Consider the following 25378-nt stretch of genomic DNA (forward strand, 5'->3'; position numbering starts at 1 on the left):
ATTTTTTAACAAAAAAAAGAAAAAGCTAACCTGTAAAGGTTAGCTTCTCTATATTTATGATAAATCTTTAAAAAATTTATATCTATAAATTTATTGGTGTTGCATCAAATAAACCAGGTAATGGGTTTGGTGTATTTGGATTGTTGTCAACTTCTACTTGTGGATATAAGAATCTTTGAGGGATTTGACTTCCTGTTTTTGCAGGAATACCTAATATGTTGTTTGTTCTTCTGATATCATGGAAAGGTTGTAATTGACCAATTAAAGTGATATACTTCTCTTCTATAATTTCTCTTAATAAAGCATCTCCAGAAGAAGTAGAGTGAGGGAAACTGGAACTAAAACTTATTGTGCCAGTTTGACAAGAAATAGGTGAAGCTTTTAAGTCGCATATTTCGTATGTTAAATTATCTACTCCTGAAAATTGAATATCTTGTTCGTTTATGATAACTTCTACATAATCATCAATTAAGTTATCACTAGTTCCATTATTATTTACGCTAGCTATACCATTTATTGGTTGGTTATTTATAGAGATCCTTACACTATCTGAAAATGTGGTAGGATAGTTTACTTCAAATTTTCTTGTTTTGTAATCTAAAGCAAGCTTGTCTCTAACAGCATTAAAAGCTGTAATATCTCCAGCATCTCCTGTTCTATTAGCAGCTTCAGCTTCAATTAATTTTACTTCTTCATATGAAATTAAAGGGAAAGATTGAGTCTGTCCAAATACACCAGTAGCAGTTGTGTTTGGATCTGTTCCAGTAAAGTAATATGCATGTCTTTGTGCTTCACCAGGAGTATTGATTAATCTGTTTACAGAAGTGTTTCCTAAATCAATTAGTTGTTCTAAATAAGAACCAGTAGCTCCTAAGTATCCTTCTCTTTCATCAACCATGAATTGATAATATAGGTTTCTATTTTCTGGAGAAGTGCCGTGTAAAGATACTAAACTTCCAGCAGGAGAATCTATTCCTAATCTAGCACTAGTTAAAGCATTAGCATAATCTTTAGCCAATAAATAATATCTAGCTTTTAAAGAGTGAGCGATTTGCGCCCAAGTAGCTGAACTAGACATTCTATTTCCAGCGTATAATGATGCAGGAGCTGAACCTATATTTGTAATTGCTTGATCTAAAAGATTCTGTACTCCTGCTAAAACAGAAGCTTGAGAATCGTATTCTGGAGCAAAGTTGTTGTCTGCGTCACTTGCTTGATTAAATGGTATGTCTCCAAAAAGAGCTGCTAATTCTCCAAAAAGAACAGCTTCTGTAATTTGAGCAACCCCTGCAAGTTGTGTGTTCCCGTCTTCTAAAGCTAATTTTTTAGTTAATTTAGCTTGAGTAATACCTTCCACATAGGCATCATCCCATAGATCATCAAATTCACCAGCTGTTATAGAGTAAGCTTCTACAGTTAAATATTGACGATCTTCTCCAGAAAATTGATTCATAAAGATACCAGCATATCTAGCACCATTACTTTCTGCTAATTGCATCCAACTTAGTTGAGCTTGTCCTATAATAAGTTCAGGAGCAGCAGAACTAAAGTTATTTGGGTCAGTATTTAAGCCTTCAGTAAAATCTTTACATGAAGCTAAAATAACTAAGGATAATATAAAATATTTTATGTTCTTCATTTTTTAAGTTTTTAGAATGATAATCTTAGAGTTGTGATAAAAGATCTAGTTCCTGGGTTGCTAAAGTATTCTAAACCACGACCTTTAGAAGCACCAGTTAAATTGTTGTCTGGATCGAATCCTTCGATATCAGTCCATATAAATAAGTTTCTTCCAGTTACACCGATTTGTAGACTTTCAATACCAAGTTTATCAGTAACATTTTTATCGAAATCGTAGAATAAAGAAACTTCTCTTAATCTTGTCCAAGATGCATCTTCAATAAATGGCTCAGAAACATCTCCAAATCCTCCTCCATTTGTTGTCCACCATGCATAGTCAACAGCAACAGGACCTCCACCAAAATCTACTTCATATCCTCTGAAAGCAGTTCCAGCAGCAATAAGATCACCGTCTGCGTTTAATAAATCCTGAGAAGCAATAGTTTCGTTAGCTGTGTCTGGGTGTATACCGAAGAAGTTTAGTACTCCTCTTGTACCATTCCATACATCATTTCCTTGAGAAGTTTCAACTTGAGCAGATAAAGTAATACCTTTATAAGAAACAGTTGTACCTAAACCACCTCTCCAATCAGGGTTTGGGTCACCAATAAATTCGTTAGTAGCAGCCGCTGTAGGGAATCCATTTGCGTTTAATACAAGGTCGCCATTAGCATCTCTGTCATAAACTCCACCTCTAAGTACTGCGAAAGGTTGATTTTCAGCAACACCAGAAGAAGTTGAAGTAAATCCATTTAAAGTGAAGTAACCTGCTCCTGCCATGTTTTCAACTAAACTTCTGTTTTGAGTGAAGTTAATATTAGCATTCCAAGTAAAGTTTTCGTTTTGAATAATCTTACCAGATAAATCAATTTCAATACCTTTATTTGAGATTGTAGCAGCATTTCTAAGCTCTTGAGAGAAACCGTTAGAAGGAGGTGTTGGTAAAGAAAGTAAAACATCCTCCGAAGTTCTGTTATAGTAAGTAGCAGATAAGCTTAATCTGTTATTGAAGAATCTTGTATCGAAACCAACTTCAAATTCTTTAATACGCTCTTCTTTTAAGTCTGGGTTACCACGTGTAGCTGATTGAGTTAATGGGTTTCCATATAAAGATCCATCAAAACCGTCTCCCCAAGAAGAAGTGATTCCTCCTGTTGTAATTACTGTTCTTGTTGAATAAGGTACTGGCTCAATACCAACTTCACCATAAGAAGCTCTAATTTTACCAAAAGAAACAAAAGAGTCTTTTACATAATCAGAGAAGTTCCATCCTAAAGATGCACTTGGGTAAAAGATAAAATCGCCAGGAATAGTTGATACATATTCACCTCTACCTGTTAATTCAACTAATAATTGATCCCATAGATCAAAGTTTAATACTGCAAAACCACCTGATTTTCTTGTGTTTTGGATAAAGTCAGAAGGATTAGAGTTTTCAGAAGTAGCATTACCTAAATTTAAAAATACTTCATCAGGGTTTGTAAAGTTAGTTTCAGTACCGCTTAATCTTTTGAATTTGTTTTCAAACATTTGGATACCAGTAGTGAAGTTGAACTTTACATCATTAGTTAAGTTATAGTTACCAGAAAGGAAGAAGTTGTAGTTTTGGTTACTTTCAGTAATTCTATCTTCGCTAAATAAACCTTGACTACCGTCTCCAGCAGATCCAGCAGGCCAAAAGTTAATTCTGTTGTCTTGATAGTAATCTAAACTATATCTACCTGTAAAAGCTAAATTGTCATTTATCTTATAAGTGAATTCTGGTGCTATAATAAAACGATCAACTTCGTTTAAGTTTTTTTGCTCGTTTAAAGTCCAAAGTGGATTGTTATATGTTGGAGCAGAATATTGGAAAGTACCAGTTTCAGCATCAAATGTTCTAGTTGAACCTAAATATCTTCTATATCCTCTATGAGAGTTAGGAGTAGGGATTCCTGAAGCTGAAAAATTTGTTCCTTTATAATCTCTAATGTCAAAATCAGCTGGAGTTCTTAAATAACCTAAGTAAAGACCATTTAAGTTAGATCCAGTTTGGATTCTGTTAGAGCTAATGTCAACATAAGTAGTAGATAATTTTACAGTAAAATTGTCTGAAATATCTGTATCGTTATTTAATTTAATTGAAGTTCTTTTGTAGTCAGAAGCTCCTCTATAGATACCTTCTTGATCCCAGTTAGATAAACTTACAAAAGTTCTTGAATTATCTCCAGCATAACTAAAACTTACATTGTTGTCAAAAACAATACCGTTTGTAAAAACAGCATCTCTGTTTTCTTGATTAAATGTTTGTCTTGAATTTTTTTGTGTAATTGGATAGTAAATTGTACCATCGTCAGCTACGAAGTATTGACCAGTAGTGTCTACTGAATCAGCACCACCTGCTCTGGTCGAAATTTTAGCACCATAAGAAGTAGATGCAGTAGGTAAATCAACTCCTGTAAATCCAGGTTGACCTAACCAAGCATTAGGGAAACCTTGACCATATTGATCTTGTTTAGCCCATTCTCTGTTTACTTCATCAATAGAAAGAGCAGACTTTACATTTACTTGCCATCTTTTTCCTCCTTTAGATCCTCTTTTGGTTTTAATTACGATTACACCATTTGCAGCACCTGTACCGTAAATAGCAGCAGCAGATGCTCCTTTTAATACAGAGATAGATTCGATGTCTTCTGGGTTAATGTCGTTAAGACGAGACTGTTGTACTACACCAGCAGTACCACCACCAACTGCGCTATTAGAAATAATTGCACCATCTAATACAATTAAAGGACTACTATCTCCTAAAATTGTGTTTTGACCCCTAATCTGAATGTAAGCTCCAGCTCCAGGATCTCCAGAGTTTCTTGTTATGTTAACTCCGGAAGTTTTACCAGATAAACCTTGTAATACCCCTGCTTCTCCAGACTTTTGTAATTGGTCTACTTTTACAATACTAGTAGAACTTAAATCATTGTCTTTTTTCTTCTCTGTACCAAGAGCAGTAAGTACAATTTCTTCAAGAAGGTTATCTGTAGCTAGGGTAACATCCATTTTGTTTGAATTACCAACAGTTTTTTCAACTGTTTTCATACCAACAAAACTAAAAATAAGAACATCTCCTGTTTTTGCTTTGATCGTGTATTTACCATCAAAGTTAGTTTCTGTTCCTGTTGTCGTTCCCTTTTTTAATACACTAACTCCAGGTAATGGATCAAATCCATCTGTAACAATACCGGAAATAGTTCTGTCTTGTGCAAAGGAAACATGCACAAGCAACGCCAAAATAAACGTCAAAATTCCATTAAATTTTGTTTTCATTATGTAATTATTTGAATTAATGTGTGCTAAAATCTTAAATAAAACTTAAAAAAACAACAAAAAGAGTTAATAAAATGTAAATATCTAATTATGGGTGTTAAAAAAGGTTGGTTTTTGTTTTTAAAGGTAGTTTTTAAATATGATTGATAAATTATATGGGGTGTTGTTGCGAATCTTTGAAATTCCACTAGATATAGATAGATTAATTGAGGAATTTTTTCTTTTAAATGCATACCCGATTCCATAACCCAAGATGTGAAAATTGTTTTTATTGATATCTTGGAATACTCCTGGGTCAATAAAACTATAAATGTAATTTTTTTTTGATGTAGAATATCTGTAGTCTAAATTTATGTAGGAGAAATTCTGAGTAAAAATACTTTGAGGTTCGAAACCTCTTATGGATTTAATTCCTCCAATTCTGTATAGTTCGTTTAGGTAATAATTAGGAGAAAAAAGTAGACCTGTTTTGTTTTTTATATGTACTGAATTTTTTTGATTAATGTCAATCGTTAACGAAACTTCTATTTCTGTTTTTATTTGTTTTGAAGAGTTGTTGTTTGTTTTTCTTTTTCCAATAAGAGGAGTGAAGTTGAAAGTGAATTTGGGTGAAAGATTTTTGTCTAAGTTCAAACTTTGGTAATAGAAATTTAAACCAAAGAAATATGATGAAAAATTAGGAGTATTAAAGTTGTTTGTTGAAGTTTCGTTGGATTCTTGATTTTCAAATTGAATTCCTGTTTTTATTTTGCTGTTAATGTCATATAAGAAGGATGTTTTGAAGTTCGAATTTAAAAAAGTGCTGTCTTGGCGATATATTTCAAAAGAGCTTTGGTTAGATATTGGGGAGTTGAAAAGATATGGTGTAAAGATTTTCAAAATTAAATTTTGTCTATCATTACCGTTGGCATTCCAGTTAAGATGTAGTTTTTCTCCTGTGTTTAAAAGGTTGTTTAGCTCTAGATTTATATTTCCATTAATTTCTAGTCTTTCGGTATTTTCAGAATTGAAATTTATAAGGCCGTCAAAATTGCTGTTTTTTGCTTTTTCTACATATATATATATAATAGTAGAGTCTTTGCTGAATAAGAGTTCTGGTTCTTTTTTTTGTTTTATAAAAGGAATAGCATTAATTCGATTAGATACTTGTTTTATTAAGTTTTTGTTGATGGTTGATTTCGGTTTTATTTTTACGAAATGCTTTAGATAAGATTTAGGAAATTTATCATACCCTTTAATTAAGATTTTATCTAGAGTTCTTTTTCTTGATTCTTTAATATTTAAGGTAGCGTAAATTTTATTATCTATTAATTTGATTTCTTCTAAATGAGATTTAGAGAAAGGTTTGCCTTGAGATTCAAGCTTTGAATTAATTTCTTTCAAGGTTTCAAGTAGTTCTTCAGTACGGATTTCTTTTTTGATTCTTGAAGAGGCGATTTTGGTGTCGGGTGTAGTTAAGATTATGGAGTCAATTTTTTTTCCAAAATGGAGGTAAACAAGTTTTTGGTTTTTATTGTCTACTGTAGAGTCAATTCTGTTGTAGAAATATCCTTTTAATTTTAACACATAAGAAATTGAGTCTAAAGTTTTTTTGAATGACTTATTTGGTTTTATTTGATTGAGTTTGTTAAGTTGTATGTTTTTTTCTTCAGAAGCATTTCTAAAAATAAATTTCAATTTTCTTTCCTGAGAAAAAAGTAAAGAATTGATTAAAAGTAGTATGTATGCTAGTAAAAATAGTGTTTGCTTCACAATTTGAAATTAAATGCTAAAGTATATTAAAATCAGTAGATTCCCCTTCTTTTGTTGTGTTGATGTAAAAATAACTTACTGATATTTGAATAATTAGAAATTAATCGTACATTTGCACACTCTTAAAAATAGAGATTAATATTAATAAGTACAAACGAAAACAAGTAATTAATTAGTATGCCAACTATTCAACAATTAGTTCGTAAAGGAAGAACCAAAATAACTAAGAAGAGTAAATCGGCTGCATTGACGGCATGTCCTCAAAGACGTGGAGTTTGTACGCGTGTATACACTACAACACCAAAGAAACCTAACTCAGCTATGCGTAAAGTAGCTCGTGTTAGATTAACAAATGGTAATGAAATTAACGCGTATATCCCAGGAGAAGGGCACAACTTACAAGAGCACTCGATAGTATTAGTTAGAGGTGGAAGGGTAAAAGATTTACCAGGGGTTAAATATCACATCGTACGTGGTGCATTAGATACTGCAGGTGTTGAAGGGAGAACTCAACGTAGGTCTAAATATGGAGCAAAACGCCCTAAAGACAAAAAGTAATTATTCAGTAACTTTTTTAATGTAAAGACATGAGAAAAAGAAGAGCGAAAAAAAGGATTTTATTACCAGATCCAAGATTTAATGATCAATTAGTAACACGTTTTGTAAATAACTTAATGTGGGATGGTAAGAAGTCTGTAGCGTTCAAAGTGTTTTACGATGCAATTGATATCGTAGACCAAAAGAAAACTGACGAAGAGAAGTCAGCTTTAGAAGTATGGAAAGATGGTTTGTCAAATGTAATGCCTCACGTAGAAGTTCGTTCACGTCGTGTGGGAGGTGCTACATTCCAAATACCAATGCAAATCCGACCAGATCGTAAAGTGTCAATGGCGATCAAGTGGATGATAAGTTATGCACGTAAGCGTAATGAAAAAACTATGGCACAACGTTTAGCAGCTGAGATTTTAGCAGCAGCTAAAGAAGAAGGAGCTGCAGTTAAAAAGAGAGTTGATACTCACAAGATGGCTGAAGCTAACAAGGCATTCTCACACTTTAGATTTTAATAAAAATGGCTAGAGATTTAAAATTTACGCGAAACATTGGTATTGCTGCTCATATTGATGCAGGTAAAACTACAACAACAGAACGTATCCTCTATTATACAGGGGTTTCTCACAAAATTGGAGAAGTACATGATGGTGCTGCTACAATGGACTGGATGGAGCAAGAGCAAGAAAGAGGTATTACAATTACTTCGGCTGCTACTACTTGTACATGGAACTTCCCAACTGAAAACGGAAAGGCAGTTTCAGATACAAAAGGTTACCACTTCAATATTATTGATACTCCGGGTCACGTTGACTTTACAGTAGAGGTAAACCGTTCTTTACGTGTGTTAGATGGTTTAGTTTTCTTATTCTCTGCAGTTGACGGTGTTGAGCCTCAGTCAGAAACTAACTGGCGTTTAGCTGATAACTATAAAGTGCCTCGTATCGGTTTTGTTAACAAAATGGATCGTCAAGGTTCTAACTTTATGGCGGTATGTCAGCAAGTTAAAGATATGTTAGGGTCTAATGCAGTGCCAATTGTAATGAATATTGGTGATGAAGCTGATTTTAAAGGTATTGTAGATTTAGTAAAAAACCGTGCTATTGTATGGCATGATGAAACTCAAGGGTCTACTTTTGATGTTATCGATATTCCAGAAGATTTAAAAGAAGAAGCAGCAGAATTAAGAGGTAAACTTATTGAGGAAGTTGCAGCTTACGATGAAAATCTTTTAGAGAAATTCATGGAGGACGAAAATTCTATTACTGAAGAAGAAGTGCATGCTGCTCTTCGTGCTGCTGTAATGGACATGTCTATCATTCCTATGATTTGTGGATCGGCGTTTAAAAACAAAGGAGTTCAGTTTTTATTAGATGCAGTATGTCGTTATTTACCTTCACCAGTGGATAAAGATGCTATTGTAGGAACTGATCCAAACACTGGTGATGAGATTACTCGTAAGCCAGATGCAAAAGAGCCTTTTTCAGCATTAGCATTTAAAATTGCTACAGATCCTTTCGTAGGTCGTTTAGCTTTCTTCCGTGCTTATTCTGGTCGTTTAGATGCAGGTTCTTATGTTTTAAATAACCGTTCAGGTAAAAAAGAACGTATTTCACGTATCTATCAAATGCATTCTAATAAGCAAAATGCAATTGAGTATATTGAAGCTGGAGATATTGGAGCTGCTGTAGGATTTAAATCTATCAAAACTGGTGATACCTTATCTGATGAGAAGAATCCAATCGTTCTAGAATCAATGGACTTCCCTGATCCAGTAATTGGTATCGCAGTAGAACCTAAGACTAAGGCAGATGTTGATAAATTAGGAATAGCTTTAGGGAAATTAGCTGAAGAAGATCCAACTTTTACAGTAAGAACAGATGAAGCTTCAGGTCAAACAATTATATCTGGAATGGGTGAGTTACACTTAGATATTATTGTAGATCGTTTAAAGCGTGAGTTTAAAGTAGAAGTTAATGAGGGACAACCTCAAGTAGAATATAAAGAAGCGATTACAGCTACTGCTGAACACAGAGAAGTTTATAAAAAACAATCTGGTGGACGTGGTAAGTTTGCTGATATCGTATTTACTATGGAACCAGCTGAAGAGGGAACTCAAGGTTTAGTTTTCGAATCTGTTATTAAAGGTGGAAACGTACCGAAAGAATTTGTTCCTTCAGTAGAGAAAGGTTTCAAAGAAGCAATGAAGAATGGTCCTTTAGCAGGATACGAGATGGATTCGATGAAGGTAACTTTAACGGATGGATCTTTCCACCCTGTAGATTCTGATCAATTATCATTCGAACTAGCTGCTAAAATGGGTTACAAAGCTGCTGCAAAAGCTGCAAAAGCTAAGATTATGGAGCCTATAATGAAGTTAGAAGTGTTAACTCCTGAAGAAAACATGGGAGATATCGTAGGAGATTTAAATAGAAGACGTGGACAAGTATCAGATATGTCTGATAGAGCAGGTTCAAAAGTTGTAAAAGCTACTGTGCCATTATCTGAAATGTTCGGTTATGTAACAGCTTTAAGAACTATGTCTTCAGGTAGAGCTACTTCTACAATGGAATTTTCACACTATGCTGAGACTCCTTCTAATATTTCAGAAGAAGTTATCGCTAATGCAAAAGGTTAATTAAGATGAGTCAAAAAATTAGAATAAAATTAAAATCTTACGATTATAATTTAGTTGATAAATCAGCTGAGAAAATCGTTAAGACAGTAAAAAGTACAGGTGCGGTAGTAAACGGACCAATCCCTTTACCTACTCATAAAAAGATTTTTACAGTATTACGTTCACCACACGTAAACAAAAAATCGAGAGAGCAATTTCAATTATCTGCTTACAAGCGTTTATTAGACATTTATAGTTCTTCTTCTAAGACTATTGATGCTTTAATGAAACTTGAATTACCTAGCGGAGTTGAGGTAGAGATCAAAGTATAAGTACATTTAGTATTTAACGAAAGAATGGCTTTTGCAATTATGTAAAAGCCTTTTTTGCTGTTTAAGGTTTTTGACTATAGAGATTAAATTTGATGATTTTGAAATTTGTTTTACTGCATAAATTGATTTACTGATTAAGTGATAAAAGAAAAGGTAACTTAACTATCATGAAATCATTTAAATAATTGAAATTATTTTGGTTATGTGTTTGTTTTTTTATACTTTCGCAGTCCGAAATTGAGTGTTAATCAGTTTTTTACACACAATTTCAACAACATGTCCGGAGGGTTTCGCAAAGGAAAAATGGTAAAACACAGTAAGTTAAGAGCTAAAAACGTGTTTTACGCTCTTTTTTTTTGAGTGAAATTTTAAAGACGTAGAAACTTTTGTTTCAAATAAATATTTATGAATAGACGCGCTGGATAAATTAAAAATCTAATCGTCTTAAAATTAACAGATATGTCTGGGTTAATAGGAAAAAAAATCGGAATGACCAGCTTATTCGACGAGAATGGGAAGAATATCCCATGTACTGTGATCGAAGCAGGTCCTTGCGTAGTTACCCAAGTCAGAGCCGAAGAGGTTGATGGCTACAATGCTTTACAACTTGGTTTCGATGACAAAAAGGCAAAAAGCTCTAATAAAGCTTTAGACGGTCACTTTCAAAAAGCAGGTACCGTAGCTAAGAAAAAAGTCGTTGAGTTCCAAGGTTTCGAAGGAGAGTTTAAATTGGGTGACTCAATTACAGTTGAGCACTTTGCTGAAGGAGAGTTCGTGGATGTTTCAGGAACTTCTAAAGGTAAAGGTTTTCAAGGGGTTGTTAAGCGTCACGGATTTGGTGGTGTTGGACAAGCAACTCACGGTCAACATAACCGTTTAAGAGCACCAGGTTCTATTGGTGCAGCTTCTTATCCTGCAAGAGTATTCAAAGGAATGCGTATGGCAGGACGTATGGGAGGCGATAAAGTTAAAGTTCAAAATTTAAGAGTATTAAAAGTAGTTCCAGAAAAGAATCTTTTAGTAATAAAAGGTGCTATTCCAGGTCACAAAAACTCTTATGTAATTATTGAGAAGTAATGAAGGTAGCAGTATTAGATATTACAGGAAAAGATACTGGTAGAAAAGTTGAACTTTCTAACGAAGTATTCGGAATAGAGCCAAATGATCATGCAATCTACTTAGATGTAAAGCAATATTTGGCTAATCAAAGACAAGGTACTCACAAATCTAAAGAGAGAGGTGAGATTGCTGGAAGTACAAGAAAGATTAAAAAACAAAAAGGAACAGGTACAGCTCGTGCTGGTAGTATCAAGTCTCCTGTGTTTAGAGGGGGAGGACGTATCTTCGGGCCAAGACCAAGAAATTATTCTTTCAAATTAAACAAAAACTTAAAGCGTTTAGCTCGTAAATCAGCTTTAAGTATTCAAGCAAAAGATAGCAATTTAGTAGTGGTTGAAGATTTCAATTTTGAAACTCCAAAGACTAAAGAATTTGTTAATGTATTAAAAGCTTTAGAATTAGATACAAAAAAATCTTTATTCGTGTTAGGAGCCGAAAGTAAAAATGTTTACTTATCATCTCGTAACTTAAAGAATTCTAAAGTAGTAAGTGCTACAGGAATAAATACTTACAACGTGTTAAACGCGGGTAAAGTAGTTATCGCTGAAAGTACTTTAGAAGGAATTGAATCTAACTTAAGTAAATAGGATTTTCAGATATGAGTATTTTAATAAAACCTATTATTACGGAAAAAGCAACAAATGATAGCGAAAGATTCAATCGTTACACTTTTGTTGTAAACAAGAAAGCTAACAAAATTCAAATTAAAGATGCTGTTGAAGCTGCTTACGGAGTAACAGTTGAAAAGGTGAGAACTTTAAATCACCCAGCATTAAGAAAAACTAAGTATACTAAAAAAGGCTTAGTTTCTGGTTTAACAAGCGGTTATAAAAAAGCGGTTGTTCAGTTAGCAGAAGGCGAAATTGATTTTTATAACAATCTATAAGAATAAGCAAGACAAATGTCAGTTAGAAAATTAAAACCAATAACACCAGGTCAGCGTTTTAGAGTTGTGAATGGGTTCGACACCATCACTACTGATAAGCCGGAAAAGTCATTATTGGCACCGAGAAAAAGAACTGGAGGTCGAAACAATCAGGGTCGTATGACTACTCCTAACAGAGGTGGAGGTCATAAGAGAAGATATCGTATTATCGATTTCAAAAGAAATAGATATAACGATCCTGCAACAGTATTAACTATCGAGTACGATCCAAACCGTACAGCGTTTATCGCGTTAGTTCAATATGCTGATGGAGAAAAGCGTTATGTGATTGCACAAAACGGATTAAAAGTAGGACAAACTATCGTTTCAGGAAAAGAAGCTACACCAGATGTTGGTAATGCTATGTTCTTAAGTGATATTCCTTTAGGAACAACTATTTCTTGTATCGAATTACGTCCAGGTCAAGGAGCTGTTATGGCTCGTTCTGCTGGATCTTTTGCTCAGTTAATGGCAAGAGATGGAAAATATGCTACAGTTAAGTTACCTTCTGGAGAAACAAGATTAATCTTACAAACTTGTTTAGCTACTATTGGAGTTGTATCTAATTCAGATCATCAGTTAATCGTTTCTGGTAAAGCTGGTAGATCTAGATGGTTAGGTAGAAGACCAAGAACTAATGCAGTTAGAAAGAACCCAGTTGATCACCCAATGGGAGGTGGTGAAGGACGTTCTTCTGGAGGACATCCAAGATCTAAGAATGGTATCCCAGCTAAAGGATATAAGACTAGATCTAAGACTAAGGCTAGTAATAAGTATATTATCGAACGTAGAAAGAAATAATAAATCATGGCAAGATCATTAAAAAAAGGACCTTACGTTCACTATAAATTAGAAAGAAAAGTGTTAGCTAACGTTGAATCAGGTAAGAAATCTGTAATCAAAACTTGGTCTAGAGCTAGTATGATTACTCCTGATTTTGTTGGACAAACGATTGCTGTTCATAACGGACGTCAGTTTGTACCTGTTTACGTTACTGAAAACATGGTAGGTCATAAGTTAGGCGAATTTTCACCAACACGTTCATTCCGTGGACACGCTGGTGCTAAAAATAAAGGAAAAAAATAGTAGGATATTATGGGAAGTCGTAAAAAAAACATGGCAACACAGTTAAAAGAAGCTAAAAAGCAAAAAGCTTTTGCTAAGCTTACTAACTGTCCTACGTCACCAAGAAAAATGCGCTTAGTAGCGGATCAAGTTAGAGGAGTAGAAGTTGAAAAAGCTTTACAAATCTTAAAATTCAGTCCAAAAGAAGCATCTCGTAACTTAGAAAAGTTATTATTATCTGCAATTGCTAACTGGCAAGCAAAGAATGAAGATGCTAGTATCGAAGACGCTGGATTATTCGTGAAATCTATTTATGTAGATAGCGCTGGAATGTTAAAGAGATTAAGACCAGCTCCACAAGGACGTGCTCACAGAATTCGTAAGCGTTCTAACCACGTAACTTTAGAGTTAGGAACTAAAAATAACAGTAATTAATCATTAGTAGAAATGGGACAAAAGACAAATCCAATAGGAAATCGTTTAGGAATCATCAGAGGATGGGAATCTAACTGGTATGGTGGAAATGACTACGGTGATAAAATTGCTGAAGATGATAAGATAAGAAGGTATTTAAAAGCCAGATTATCTAAAGCAAGTGTTTCTCGTATCATCATCGAGCGTACTTTAAAGCTTGTAACCGTTACTATCACAACTGCACGTCCTGGTATTATTATCGGTAAAGGAGGTCAAGAGGTAGACAAGTTAAAAGAAGAGCTTAAGAAGATTACAGGAAAAGAAGTTCAAATTAACATTTTCGAAATTAAGCGTCCAGAATTAGATGCAAACTTAGTTGCAGCTAGTATTGCTCGTCAAATCGAAAATAGAATTTCATACAAGCGTGCTACTAAAATGGCTATCGCGGCTGCAATGCGTATGAACGCAGAAGGTATTAAAGTACAACTTTCTGGTCGTTTAAACGGAGCTGAAATGGCGCGTTCTGAACACTATAAAGAAGGAAGAATTCCTTTATCTACTTTTAGAGCAGATATCGATTATTCACTTGTTGAAGCGCATACTACATACGGAAGAATCGGTGTGAAAGTATGGATCATGAAAGGTGAGGTTTATGGAAAACGTGAATTATCTCCGTTAGTTGGATTATCTAAGCAAAAAGGTAATTCAAATAACAAAGGTGGAGGTGGTAGACGTCAACCTCGCAGAAGAAAATAATTTTTAAAAGAAATTTGAGATGTTACAGCCAAAAAGAGTAAAATTTCGTAGAGTTCAGAAGGGTAAAGGTAATATGAGTGGAAACTCTGGAAGAGGAACTCAATTATCAAACGGAATGTTTGGTATCAAATCCTTAGACCAGAACTTACTTACTTCTCGTCAAATAGAAGCTGCTCGTATCGCGGCAACTCGTTACATGAAAAGAGAGGGACAACTTTGGATTAAAATTTTCCCAGACAAGCCAATAACAAAGAAACCGTTAGAGGTACGTATGGGTAAAGGTAAAGGTGCACCTGATCATTTTGTTGCTGTTGTTAAGCCAGGAAGAATATTATTTGAAGTTGGTGGAGTGCCAATGGAAGTAGCTAAAGAAGCATTACGTTTAGCTGCACAAAAACTTCCAGTGAAAACAAAGTTTATTATTGCAAGAGATTTTGATTATAACGCTTAATTCTAATATATCATGAAACAATCAGAAGTAAAAGAATTATCAACAGCTGACTTACAAGGTAAGCTTGGAGCGTTGAAGAAAAACTATACTGATCTTAAGATGGCTCACGCTATAACTCCATTGGAAAATCCTTTGCAGTTAAAAACCTTAAGAAGAACTGTAGCAAGAATTGCTACAGAGTTAACTAAAAGAGAATTACAATAAATTCTAGTCAGTTTTAAAGATGGAAAAAAGAAATCTTAGAAAAGAGAGAATAGGTGTAGTATCTAGCAACAAGATGGAGAAGTCTATCGTAGTTAGCGAGGTAAAAAGAGTAAAGCACCCAATGTACGGAAAGTTCGTATTAAAGACTAAGAAGTACGTTGCACATGACGAGAATAACGATTGCAACATTGGAGATACAGTTAAAATAATGGAAACTCGTCCATTAAGTAAATCTAAGCGTTGGAGATTAGTAGAAATCCTAGAAAGAGCTAAATAATATGTTACAAACAGAATCAAGATTAAAAGTAGCAGACAACACTGGAGCTAAAGAGGTTTTAGTGATTAGAGTTTTAGGAGGAACAAAAAAGCGTTACGCTAGCGTTGGAGATAAAATAGTTGTTACTGTTAAGTCTGCAACTCCAAACGGAACTGTAAAGAAAGGACAAGTTTCTCGTGCAGTTGTTGTTCGTACTAAGAAAGAAGTTAGACGTAAAGACGGATCATATATCAGATTTGATGACAATGCTTGTGTACTTTTAAATCCTTCTGAGGAAATGAGAGGAACACGTGTATTCGGTCCTGTGGCTCGTGAATTACGTGAGAAACAATTTATGAAAATAGTATCATTAGCACCTGAGGTGTTATAAAATCAGATTTTAAGATGAAGAAATTTAAAATTAAATCAGGAGATACTGTTAAAGTTATCGCAGGAGATCACAAAGGATCTGAAGGAAAAGTTTTACGTATCTTAAAAGATAAGGATAGAGTAGTAGTAGAAGGTGTAAATATGGTTTCTAAGCATACCAAACCAAATGCTGCTAATCCTCAAGGAGGTATCGTAAAACAAGAAGCTCCATTACACATTTCAAACGTTGCTTTAGTAGAGAACGGAGAAGCTGTAAGAGTAGGTTATAAAGTTGAAGGAGATGCTAAAACTAGAATCTCTAAAAAAACTAAAAAAGCAATATAATCATGAGTTACGTACCAAGATTAAAAGAGGAATACAAAGCTAGGGTGATAAAAGCTCTAACTGATGAGTTCGGATATAAAAACGTAATGCAAGTACCTAAGTTACAAAAGATAGTTGTAAGTAAAGGTGTAGGTGCTGCTATTGCTGATAAGAAATTAATTGATTATGCAATTGAAGAATTAACTTCAATCACAGGTCAAAAAGCAGTTCCAACAATATCTAAGAAAGATGTTGCAAACTTCAAATTGCGTAAAGGAATGCCAATCGGAGCAAAAGTTACGTTAAGAGGAGATATAATGTACGAGTTTTTAGATCGCTTAGTTACTGCATCTTTACCTCGTGTAAGAGATTTTAATGGAATAAAAGCAAATGGTTTTGATGGTAGAGGTAATTACAATTTAGGTATTACTGAGCAAATCATCTACCCAGAGATTAATATTGATCAAGTGAAGAAAATTAGTGGTATGGATATTACTTTTGTAACATCTGCACAAACTGATAAAGAAGCTAAATCATTATTAGGAGAATTAGGTTTACCATTTAAAAAGAATTAAAAGATGGCTAAAGAATCAATGAAAGCGCGTGAGCGTAAAAGAGCTAAAACTGTAGCTAAGTATGCTGAAAAAAGAAAGGCTTTAAAAGAAGCTGGAGATTACGAGGCATTACAAAAGTTACCTAAAAACGCTTCACCAGTTAGAAAACACAATCGTTGTAAATTAACTGGACGTCCAAAAGGTTATATGCGTCAGTTTGGTATTTCACGTGTTACTTTCCGTGAAATGGCTAACCAAGGTTTAATTCCTGGAGTTAAAAAAGCAAGCTGGTAGAATTATCAGTTTATTAAATAATAAAAAGGTACACAACTTATTTAAGTTTGTGTGCCTTTTTTTATTTTGCATAAAAAATATATTGAGAAAATATTTCAACCTTTCTTACCCATTCTATTATGATATAAAAACTTCTATCATAATATCAATACTAGTTTTTATTCTGTCTACTTTATTTTCAATTTTATTTGAACCTTTTGAAGTAAATTATAAAGAATTAAAGTTTAGTTTTTTATTTATATCAATTATTCACTCAGTAGTATCATTCATTGTTTTTATGTTCTCGGTTTTTGTGTTAAATGTTTTTAGAGATAATAAGAATGAATGGAAACTCAAAAATGAATTCTCTTTTCTCTTTTTAGTTTTATTAATTATTGGTGTTTCTCAGTTTTTAATCAGAGATTTTATTTACTTAAAAGATGATAATTGGTCATTTAAATATTTAGTTGAAGAAATTAGGAATACTATTTTAGTAGGCGGACTCTTAATTTTTGTTATAACTTCAATAAATATTGAAAGACTAAAAAATATCTATATAAAAAAAGGCAAAGATTTAGATTCAACTTTAAATGCAACTCTAAATAAAGTTGAGAAACATATTGAAATAAAAACTCAGGTCATATCAGATGATTTTTCTCTTAATCTGAATAATTTTCTTTATGCAAAATCAGATAAAAATTATCTAGAAATCTATCTAGAAGATAATCTAGTGTTATTAAAAAGGATCACAATTAAAAGTTTTGAAGAGCAATTGTCTGATTGTGCTAATATTTGTCGTGTTCACAGATCATATATCATTAACTTAAAAGTTATAAAAAAAGTGATAGGTAATTCTCAAGGGTTACAGCTTTGGATTAATGATAAAGATTATATACCAGTGTCAAGAAAATTAATACCCGAATTCGAATACAAGTTTAAAAACCAAAATCTATAAGTTATTGATAACATTTACTATGTTACTCGTCCCAAACTCCTAATAATTAATCAATAATTGTTTTCTTGAAATTAGTTTCGTGAAAAATTAAACGACTAATAATGACAAAACAAAGACGATACGATTTAGATTGGTTACGAGTTATTTCTGTTTTTGCAGTTTTTCTTCATCACGTTCTAATGCCTTTCAATGGAGATAATTTCCATATTATGAATAATACTCATAGTAAATTGTTAGATGATATTATGGTGTATTTTGAACAATTCAGATTACCTCTTTTATTTTTTATCTCAGGAGTAGGAACCGTATTTGCTTTTTCAAAGAGAAATTGGATTTCTTTTATCAAAGAAAGAATGCTTAGGCTTTTAATTCCTTTAGTCTTTGGAGTTTTATTTTTAATACCGCCTCAAACGTTTTTTGAAAACACTTCAAGATATAAAAGTTATTTTTCTTCTTACCCTGTTTTGGTATCAAAACTAAAAGTTAATCATTTATGGTTTATAGAAAATCTTTTATTGATGTCGATTTTTTTTATTCCTTTCGTGATTTTTATAAAATCTAGTAAGAGTAAAAACTTTAAAAAATGGATAAGAATTAAAACCGATAAGTATGGTATGATGTTTTGGGGGATATTTTTAATTGCTATTAGAATAATAACAAAAGAGTTTTTCCCAAGTGATTCTAAAAGTTTTTTTAACTTATCTACTACATTTTACTTTGGTTTCTTTTTTTTCAGTGGCATTCTAATTTCTAATGTAGATCAATTATGGAGTTTATTATTAAACAAAAGAAAATTAAACTTCAAACTCACTATAATTTTCTCATTATTATTTTACGCATATTACTTTTTACCTAGTGAACTTATAAAGCCTTATATTACTTTATCTAACAGATGGAGACTGTGGTATCTGGTTTGTGCTTTGTTATCTTGGTCTATGATTACAACTATATTAGGATATAGTCAAGTATTACTTAGTAAAAAAAGTAACTTACTAGTGAAACTTAATGAAGGAATTTATCCATTTTATATGCTTCATCAAACTATCATTGTTGTTTTAGCTTACTATATTGTAAAAATAAATCTGTCTATTGCAACTAAAATAGTTCTATTATTAATAAGTTCTTTTCTTTTAATACTGTTTTGTTATGTGTTTTTAATACGTCCTTTTAAGTTTGTCCGTATTTTATTCGGAATGAAAAGTAAGAATATTTAATTTCAATAAATTTTTATTTTGAATACAAAGTGTTGACTATTTGATAGTTGTTTTTTTATTGTGATTTTTTTTATTTTTTTTTGTTGTAAAAGTTTGTGTAGATTAAAAAGAGTGTGTAGTTTTGCACCCGCAAACGGAGAAACGCAGTTTAGAAGTTTGCAGAAGTTCATAAACAGAGTGTAGATAGTTGGTAAAATTAAGGTTAAAAAATAATTAAAATTTTACTTGCGGAATTAGAATTAAAGTTTCTATATTTGCAGTCCGTTTTTGAGGCGTGAGTTCATTGATTTTTTGGTGCAAGATTAGGTTTAAAATTAATCGAAAAAAATTTCAAAAAAAGTTTTGTCAGATTAAAAAAAGGTTATAGTTTTGCATCCGCTTTCGGAAATGAAAGCAACGATCACAGAGATTTTGGAATAACAAATAATAGTGTTAATCAGTTCGATTCTGGTGTCTTTACAAAGATTAGATTAGTTGAAGTTTCGGTTGAAACAGATTGAGTGCTGAGATTAATTAAGTTCATTGATAATATTGAAATTGACAGCGTAAATATAGAGAGTAAAGTAACATAGCTTTAACAAAGTTAAATTCTTTTGAAACTTATTCATAAATAATATTAAAGATTATACAATGAAGAGTTTGATCCTGGCTCAGGATGAACGCTAGCGGCAGGCTTAACACATGCAAGTCGAGGGGCAGCATCAATTGCTTGCAATTGGATGGCGACCGGCGCACGGGTGCGTAACGCGTATAGAATCTGCCTTGTACAGGAGGATAGCCTTTAGAAATGAAGATTAATACTCCATAATACTGGTGAGTGGCATCGCTTATTAGTTAAAGATTTATCGGTACAAGATGACTATGCGTCCTATTAGCTAGATGGTAAGGTAACGGCTTACCATGGCTACGATAGGTAGGGGGTCTGAGAGGATTATCCCCCACACTGGTACTGAGACACGGACCAGACTCCTACGGGAGGCAGCAGTGAGGAATATTGGTCAATGGGCGCAAGCCTGAACCAGCCATGCCGCGTGTAGGAAGACTGCCCTATGGGTTGTAAACTACTTTTATATGGGAAGAAACCCCTCTACGTGTAGAGGCTTGACGGTACCATAAGAATAAGCACCGGCTAACTCCGTGCCAGCAGCCGCGGTAATACGGAGGGTGCAAGCGTTATCCGGAATCATTGGGTTTAAAGGGTCCGCAGGCGGTTAATTAAGTCAGAGGTGAAATCCTACAGCTTAACTGTAGAACTGCCTTTGATACTGGTTGACTTGAGTTATACGGAAGTAGGTAGAATAAGTAGTGTAGCGGTGAAATGCATAGATATTACTTAGAATACCGATTGCGAAGGCAGCCTACTACGTGTATACTGACGCTCATGGACGAAAGCGTGGGGAGCGAACAGGATTAGATACCCTGGTAGTCCACGCCGTAAACGATGGACACTAGTTGTTGGATTATTTCAGTGACTAAGCGAAAGTAATAAGTGTCCCACCTGGGGAGTACGATCGCAAGATTGAAACTCAAAGGAATTGACGGGGGCCCGCACAAGCGGTGGAGCATGTGGTTTAATTCGATGATACGCGAGGAACCTTACCAGGGCTTAAATGTAGAGTGACAGGTCTAGAGATAGATTTTTCTTCGGACACTTTACAAGGTGCTGCATGGTTGTCGTCAGCTCGTGCCGTGAGGTGTCAGGTTAAGTCCTATAACGAGCGCAACCCCTATCGTTAGTTGCTAGCAGGTAATGCTGAGGACTCTAGCGAGACTGCCGGTGCAAACCGTGAGGAAGGTGGGGATGACGTCAAATCATCACGGCCCTTACGTCCTGGGCTACACACGTGCTACAATGGTATGGACAATGAGCAGCCACTATGCGAATAGGAGCGAATCTATAAACCATATCACAGTTCGGATCGGAGTCTGCAACTCGACTCCGTGAAGCTGGAATCGCTAGTAATCGGATATCAGCCATGATCCGGTGAATACGTTCCCGGGCCTTGTACACACCGCCCGTCAAGCCATGGAAGCTGGGGGTGCCTGAAGTCGGTGACCGCAAGGAGCTGCCTAGGGTAAAACTGGTAACTAGGGCTAAGTCGTAACAAGGTAGCCGTACCGGAAGGTGCGGCTGGAACACCTCCTTTCTAGAGAAAGATGGTGAGTTACAAGAGTAATTGTGTGTTATTTTACTACTCTGCTGTTAATTTTATACTAAAGACTAAGATCTTAAAATAGTCTCGTAGCTCAGCTGGTTAGAGCGCTACACTGATAATGTAGAGGTCGGCAGTTCGAGTCTGCCCGAGACTACTATTTAAAGATTAGGAAATTCTAGAAGTTGAGGATGTAGTTGTTAGAAACTACTAACTGCTATGTACTAACTACTAGTATATGGGGGATTAGCTCAGCTGGCTAGAGCGCTTGCCTTGCACGCAAGAGGTCACCGGTTCGACTCCGGTATTCTCCACAAAGAGTTATATAGGTTTAGTTTCCTGTGATGACTCATAACAAGTTCATTGACATATTGGTAAAATGATATCGTAAAGAATCAAGATAGAGAGTTAGAGGTTATACTCTAACAAAAATATTTTTATAAAGAATTATAAAGAGCTCGTTTTGACGTAAGTCAAAGCAAAAAGTACAATAAGCTAAATAAGGGCGTATGGCGGATGCCTAGGCTTTCAGAGGCGATGAAGGACGTGATAAGCTGCGATAAGCTACGGGGAGGGGCACATACCTTATAATCCGTAGATTTCCGAATGGGGCAACCCACTATACTGAAGGTATAGTACCGAAAGGGGCAAACCCGGTGAACTGAAACATCTAAGTAACCGGAGGAAGAGAAAACAATAGTGATTCCGTTAGTAGTGGCGAGCGAACGCGGATTAGCCCAAACCAATGTTGTTACGGCAATATTGGGGTTGTAGGGCTGCGACATTAGAATCTTAGTGAACTAGAATCGTTTGGAAAGACGAACCATAGAGAGTGATAGTCTCGTATAGGTAAGCGAAGATGATATAGCAGTACCCTGAGTAGTGCGGGACACGTGTAATCCTGTATGAATCTACCGGGACCATCCGGTAAGGCTAAATACTCCTGAAAGACCGATAGTGAACTAGTACCGTGAGGGAAAGGTGAAAAGAACCCTAAGTAAGGGAGTGAAATAGAACCTGAAACCGTACGCCTACAAGCGGTCGGAGCCCATTAACTGGGTGACGGCGTGCCTTTTGCATAATGAGCCTACGAGTTACTGTTGCTAGCAAGGTTAAGGATTTAAGGTCCGGAGCCGAAGCGAAAGCGAGTCTGAATAGGGCGTATAGTTAGTAGTAGTAGACGCGAAACCGAGTGATCTATCCATGGGCAGGTTGAAGCTGTGGTAACACATAGTGGAGGACCGAACCAGTTGACGTTGAAAAGTCTTTGGATGACCTGTGGATAGGGGTGAAAGGCCAATCAAACTCGGAAATAGCTCGTACTCCCCGAAATGCATTTAGGTGCAGCGTTGAGTAAAAGTTTTATAGAGGTAGAGCTACTGATTGGATGCGGGGGCTTCACCGCCTACCAATTCCTGACAAACTCCGAATGCTATAAAATGTTTCTCAGCAGTGAGGGCATGGGTGCTAAGGTCCATGTCCGAGAGGGAAAGAACCCAGACCATCAGCTAAGGTCCCCAAATGTATACTAAGTTGAATAAACGAGGTGAAACTGCTTAGACAGCTAGGATGTTGGCTTGGAAGCAGCCATTCATTTAAAGAGTGCGTAACAGCTCACTAGTCGAGCGGTTTTGCATGGATAATAATCGGGCATAAGTATACTACCGAAGCTATGGACGAGAGTGGTAGGGGAGCATTCTATATGTGTTGAAGGTGTGCTGTGAGGCATGCTGGAACGTATAGAAAAGAAAATGTAGGCATAAGTAACGATAAAGGGGGCGAGAAACCCCCTCACCGAAAGACTAAGGTTTCCTCAGCGATGCTAATCAGCTGAGGGTTAGTCGGGACCTAAGGCGAACCCGAAAGGGGTAGTCGATGGACAACAGGTTAATATTCCTGTACCTGCTCACATTAAAAGTGACGGATCTCCCAGGTGCTTACGGGGTGACGGAAGTCCCCGTTGAGCCTAGGCTTCGGCCAAAGCGAAAGCAAGTAAGAGGTTCCAAGAAAAGCGAGTGAAGCAGCCCGTACCGTAAACCGACACAGGTAGTTGGGATGAGAATTCTAAGGTGCTCGAGAGATTCATGGCTAAGGAACTAGGCAAAATCGACCTGTAACTTCGGGAGAAAGGTCGCCTACTTCGGTAGGCCGCAGTGAAAAGATCCAGGCGACTGTTTATCAAAAACACAGGGCTTTGCTAAATTGAAAGATGATGTATAAGGCCTGACACCTGCCCGGTGCTGGAAGGTTAAGTGGAGGGTTTAGCTTCGGCGAAGATCTAAAATGAAGCCCCAGTAAACGGCGGCCGTAACTATAACGGTCCTAAGGTAGCGAAATTCCTTGTCGGGTAAGTTCCGACCTGCACGAATGGTGCAACGATCTGGATACTGTCTCAGCCATGAGCTCGGTGAAATTGTAGTATCGGTGAAGATGCCGATTACCCGCAGCGGGACGAAAAGACCCCGTGAACCTTTACTATAGCTTCGTATTGACTTTGGATAAGTAATGTGTAGGATAGGTCGGAGACTTTGAAGCAGTGTCGCTAGGCGCTGTGGAGTCAACCTTGAAATACGACCCTTTGCTTATCTAGAGCCTAACTCAGCGATGAGAACAGTGCGTGGTGGGTAGTTTGACTGGGGTGGTCGCCTCCAAAAGAGTAACGGAGGCTTCTAAAGGTTCCCTCAGCACGCTTGGTAACCGTGCGTAGAGTGCAATGGCATAAGGGAGCTTGACTGAGAGACATACAGGTCGATCAGGTACGAAAGTAGAGCATAGTGATCCGGTGGTTCCGCATGGAAGGGCCATCGCTCAAAGGATAAAAGGTACTCCGGGGATAACAGGCTGATCTCCCCCAAGAGCTCACATCGACGGGGGGGTTTGGCACCTCGATGTCGGCTCGTCACATCCTGGGGCTGGAGAAGGTCCCAAGGGTTGGGCTGTTCGCCCATTAAAGTGGCACGCGAGCTGGGTTCAGAACGTCGTGAGACAGTTCGGTCTCTATCTGCTGTGGGCGTTAGAAATTTGAGTGGATCTGACTTTAGTACGAGAGGACCGAGTTGGACGAACCTCTAGTGTATCTGTTGTCTCGCCAGGGGCACTGCAGAGTAGCTACGTTCGGAAGGGATAAGCGCTGAAAGCATATAAGCGCGAAACCCACCACAAGATGAGATTTCTTTAAAGGGTCGTTGAAGATGACAACGTTGATAGGCTATAAGTGTAAGTGCAGTAATGTATGTAGCTGAGTAGTACTAATAACCCATAGGCTTATGTACGTACTTCCCCTCTTAATGAGGGGAAGACAACTCTTTTGATTATTTAAAATACCATTTTACTAATATGTTAACTTATACAGTTGAAATATACTGAAACAACTTAAGGTGATTATAGCAATGGGGCTCACCTCTTACCATTCCGAACAGAGAAGTTAAGCCCATTAGCGCCGATGGTACTGCCACTGGTGGGAGAGTAGGTCGTCGCCTTTCTTTTAAACAAAAATCCGATTAGTTTTTTACTAATCGGATTTTTTGTTTTTTAATATTTATTATAAATATTAAAATAGATATTATTAAATTTTTCCTAGTTTATAAATATGGTATTAAGCTTATTTATCTGATCTTTTAAGAAAATATAATAAAGAATCTATAAAATATGATTAAGCTGAGTGTAACAGTTTTTGAAAGCTATTGTAGATATATAACTTGTGATTGATATTATTAATGGCTAATCTAGGATAATTATTTAGTTTTCTTGATAAAACCTTTGGTTGTTTGTAATTGCTTGTTATTTAGCTGCTTGTATAGTGTCTTATTAAATTGTTGTTTAATCTATAAAACCATTTTTAATAAGCTTTATAAGTAGCAATAAATTAATAGTCAAACTGATAATTAAAAATTCTCTTTTTTTTAGAAAACTTTATGTATAATTCTTTTCTACAAAAGCAAAAGTTAAAAGAAATTAGTAAAGGCAAAATAGAGCTTAACGATAAAAGTTATAAGATACCAAAGTTTAGTTATAAGAAAATAGCTTTTGAGTTGTATGTTATTCAAATTGATAACCTGTTAGATACTGAAGCTGTTTATGGTTATAAAGATGAAACTAAAAGATATATTGGGTTTCATTAAGAAAATGTGTAGGTTTTAAAAGAAGTGATAGTTTTAGATGACATCCACATGTTTA

At 35.4% G+C, this 25378-nt stretch carries 24 protein-coding genes, 2 tRNA genes and 3 rRNA genes; 26 read left to right on the forward strand and 3 right to left on the reverse strand.

Annotated elements, in window-relative coordinates; translation table 11 throughout:
* Window positions 1-82 precede the first annotated feature (82 nt).
* The 3 genes from AC2TEO_RS14260 to AC2TEO_RS14270 form a co-directional block, all read right to left on the reverse strand.
* Window positions 83-1639 (reverse strand): SusD/RagB family nutrient-binding outer membrane lipoprotein, encoded by a 1557-nt coding sequence (locus AC2TEO_RS14260; protein WP_442265477.1) that lies wholly within the window; start codon window positions 1637-1639, stop codon window positions 83-85.
* 11 nt (window positions 1640-1650) lie between these two features.
* A complete protein-coding gene (locus AC2TEO_RS14265; RefSeq protein ID WP_442265478.1) occupies window positions 1651-4920 on the reverse strand; it encodes a SusC/RagA family TonB-linked outer membrane protein in 3270 nt (1089 codons plus the stop codon).
* A gap of 120 nt (window positions 4921-5040) precedes the next feature.
* The gene (locus tag AC2TEO_RS14270; RefSeq protein ID WP_484730864.1) at window positions 5041-6597 is read right to left on the reverse strand and encodes a BamA/TamA family outer membrane protein; all 1557 of its coding nucleotides are present in this window, start codon (window positions 6595-6597) and stop codon (window positions 5041-5043) included.
* A gap of 252 nt (window positions 6598-6849) precedes the next feature.
* Between AC2TEO_RS14270 and rpsL the strand changes: the two genes are divergently transcribed.
* From rpsL to AC2TEO_RS14400, 26 genes are all read left to right on the forward strand, one after another.
* A complete protein-coding gene (rpsL, locus tag AC2TEO_RS14275) occupies window positions 6850-7230 on the forward strand; it encodes a 30S ribosomal protein S12 (RefSeq protein WP_075342596.1) in 381 nt (126 codons plus the stop codon).
* Between the two features lie 29 nt (window positions 7231-7259).
* The gene (rpsG, locus tag AC2TEO_RS14280; protein ID WP_095074036.1) at window positions 7260-7736 is read left to right on the forward strand and encodes a 30S ribosomal protein S7; all 477 of its coding nucleotides are present in this window, start codon (window positions 7260-7262) and stop codon (window positions 7734-7736) included.
* Window positions 7737-7741: 5 nt separating this feature from the next.
* Window positions 7742-9859, forward strand: a complete 2118-nt coding sequence (gene fusA, locus AC2TEO_RS14285; protein ID WP_442265480.1) for an elongation factor G — start codon at window positions 7742-7744, stop codon at window positions 9857-9859.
* A 5-nt stretch (window positions 9860-9864) separates the two neighbouring features.
* Window positions 9865-10170: a 30S ribosomal protein S10 gene (gene rpsJ, locus AC2TEO_RS14290; protein ID WP_075342599.1), complete on the forward strand. Its 306-nt coding sequence runs from the start codon at window positions 9865-9867 to the stop codon at window positions 10168-10170.
* 459 nt (window positions 10171-10629) lie between these two features.
* Window positions 10630-11247 carry a 50S ribosomal protein L3 gene (rplC, locus tag AC2TEO_RS14295; RefSeq protein ID WP_442265481.1) on the forward strand — a complete coding sequence of 206 codons (618 nt, stop codon included), beginning with the start codon at window positions 10630-10632 and terminating at the stop codon, window positions 11245-11247.
* Complete coding sequence (gene rplD, locus AC2TEO_RS14300; RefSeq protein WP_442265482.1) at window positions 11247-11876, forward strand: 50S ribosomal protein L4; 630 nt, start codon at window positions 11247-11249, stop codon at window positions 11874-11876. Before rplC ends, rplD begins: the two co-directional genes overlap by 1 nt.
* 11 nt (window positions 11877-11887) lie before the next feature.
* A complete protein-coding gene (gene rplW / locus AC2TEO_RS14305) occupies window positions 11888-12175 on the forward strand; it encodes a 50S ribosomal protein L23 (RefSeq protein WP_095074030.1) in 288 nt (95 codons plus the stop codon).
* Window positions 12176-12190: 15 nt separating this feature from the next.
* Window positions 12191-13015: a 50S ribosomal protein L2 gene (rplB, locus tag AC2TEO_RS14310; protein ID WP_095074029.1), complete on the forward strand. Its 825-nt coding sequence runs from the start codon at window positions 12191-12193 to the stop codon at window positions 13013-13015.
* A 6-nt stretch (window positions 13016-13021) separates the two neighbouring features.
* The gene (rpsS, locus tag AC2TEO_RS14315) at window positions 13022-13300 is read left to right on the forward strand and encodes a 30S ribosomal protein S19 (RefSeq protein WP_075342604.1); all 279 of its coding nucleotides are present in this window, start codon (window positions 13022-13024) and stop codon (window positions 13298-13300) included.
* A 9-nt stretch (window positions 13301-13309) separates the two neighbouring features.
* Window positions 13310-13714 (forward strand): 50S ribosomal protein L22, encoded by a 405-nt coding sequence (gene rplV / locus AC2TEO_RS14320; RefSeq protein ID WP_442265483.1) that lies wholly within the window; start codon window positions 13310-13312, stop codon window positions 13712-13714.
* Between the two features lie 12 nt (window positions 13715-13726).
* A complete protein-coding gene (gene rpsC, locus AC2TEO_RS14325; protein ID WP_095074026.1) occupies window positions 13727-14449 on the forward strand; it encodes a 30S ribosomal protein S3 in 723 nt (240 codons plus the stop codon).
* Window positions 14450-14468: 19 nt separating this feature from the next.
* Complete coding sequence (gene rplP / locus AC2TEO_RS14330) at window positions 14469-14900, forward strand: 50S ribosomal protein L16 (RefSeq protein ID WP_075342607.1); 432 nt, start codon at window positions 14469-14471, stop codon at window positions 14898-14900.
* A gap of 12 nt (window positions 14901-14912) precedes the next feature.
* Window positions 14913-15104 carry a 50S ribosomal protein L29 gene (rpmC, locus tag AC2TEO_RS14335; protein WP_095074025.1) on the forward strand — a complete coding sequence of 64 codons (192 nt, stop codon included), beginning with the start codon at window positions 14913-14915 and terminating at the stop codon, window positions 15102-15104.
* Between the two features lie 19 nt (window positions 15105-15123).
* Window positions 15124-15381, forward strand: coding sequence for a 30S ribosomal protein S17 (rpsQ, locus tag AC2TEO_RS14340; RefSeq protein WP_075342609.1), 258 nt, complete (start codon window positions 15124-15126; stop codon window positions 15379-15381).
* A 1-nt stretch (window position 15382) separates the two neighbouring features.
* Window positions 15383-15751: a 50S ribosomal protein L14 gene (gene rplN / locus AC2TEO_RS14345; RefSeq protein ID WP_028890735.1), complete on the forward strand. Its 369-nt coding sequence runs from the start codon at window positions 15383-15385 to the stop codon at window positions 15749-15751.
* Between the two features lie 14 nt (window positions 15752-15765).
* Window positions 15766-16074, forward strand: coding sequence for a 50S ribosomal protein L24 (gene rplX / locus AC2TEO_RS14350; protein WP_442265484.1), 309 nt, complete (start codon window positions 15766-15768; stop codon window positions 16072-16074).
* A 2-nt stretch (window positions 16075-16076) separates the two neighbouring features.
* Complete coding sequence (gene rplE, locus AC2TEO_RS14355; protein WP_442265485.1) at window positions 16077-16628, forward strand: 50S ribosomal protein L5; 552 nt, start codon at window positions 16077-16079, stop codon at window positions 16626-16628.
* A 3-nt stretch (window positions 16629-16631) separates the two neighbouring features.
* On the forward strand, window positions 16632-16901 hold the full coding sequence (rpsN, locus tag AC2TEO_RS14360) for a 30S ribosomal protein S14 (RefSeq protein WP_442265486.1): 270 nt from the start codon (window positions 16632-16634) through the stop codon (window positions 16899-16901).
* A gap of 82 nt (window positions 16902-16983) precedes the next feature.
* Window positions 16984-17835 (forward strand): LytR/AlgR family response regulator transcription factor, encoded by an 852-nt coding sequence (locus AC2TEO_RS14365; RefSeq protein WP_442265487.1) that lies wholly within the window; start codon window positions 16984-16986, stop codon window positions 17833-17835.
* A gap of 101 nt (window positions 17836-17936) precedes the next feature.
* Entirely contained in the window at window positions 17937-19049 is a 1113-nt protein-coding gene (locus AC2TEO_RS14370) for an acyltransferase family protein (RefSeq protein WP_442265488.1), read from the forward strand.
* A gap of 627 nt (window positions 19050-19676) precedes the next feature.
* A 16S ribosomal RNA gene (locus AC2TEO_RS14375) occupies window positions 19677-21196 on the forward strand.
* Window positions 21197-21285: 89 nt separating this feature from the next.
* Window positions 21286-21359: transfer RNA gene (locus AC2TEO_RS14380), tRNA-Ile, on the forward strand.
* Between the two features lie 83 nt (window positions 21360-21442).
* Window positions 21443-21516, forward strand: a tRNA-Ala gene (locus tag AC2TEO_RS14385).
* A gap of 174 nt (window positions 21517-21690) precedes the next feature.
* Window positions 21691-24474 (forward strand): 23S ribosomal RNA (locus AC2TEO_RS14390).
* Window positions 24475-24575: 101 nt separating this feature from the next.
* Window positions 24576-24684, forward strand: a 5S ribosomal RNA gene (gene rrf, locus AC2TEO_RS14395).
* The 16S, 23S and 5S rRNA genes sit together here with 2 tRNA genes alongside, the layout of an rRNA operon.
* Before the next feature lie 432 nt (window positions 24685-25116).
* Window positions 25117-25323, forward strand: coding sequence for a hypothetical protein (locus AC2TEO_RS14400; RefSeq protein WP_442265489.1), 207 nt, complete (start codon window positions 25117-25119; stop codon window positions 25321-25323).
* The last annotated feature ends 55 nt before the right edge of the window (window positions 25324-25378 follow it).

It is taken from the genome of Tenacibaculum aquaeponti (assembly GCF_057221555.1).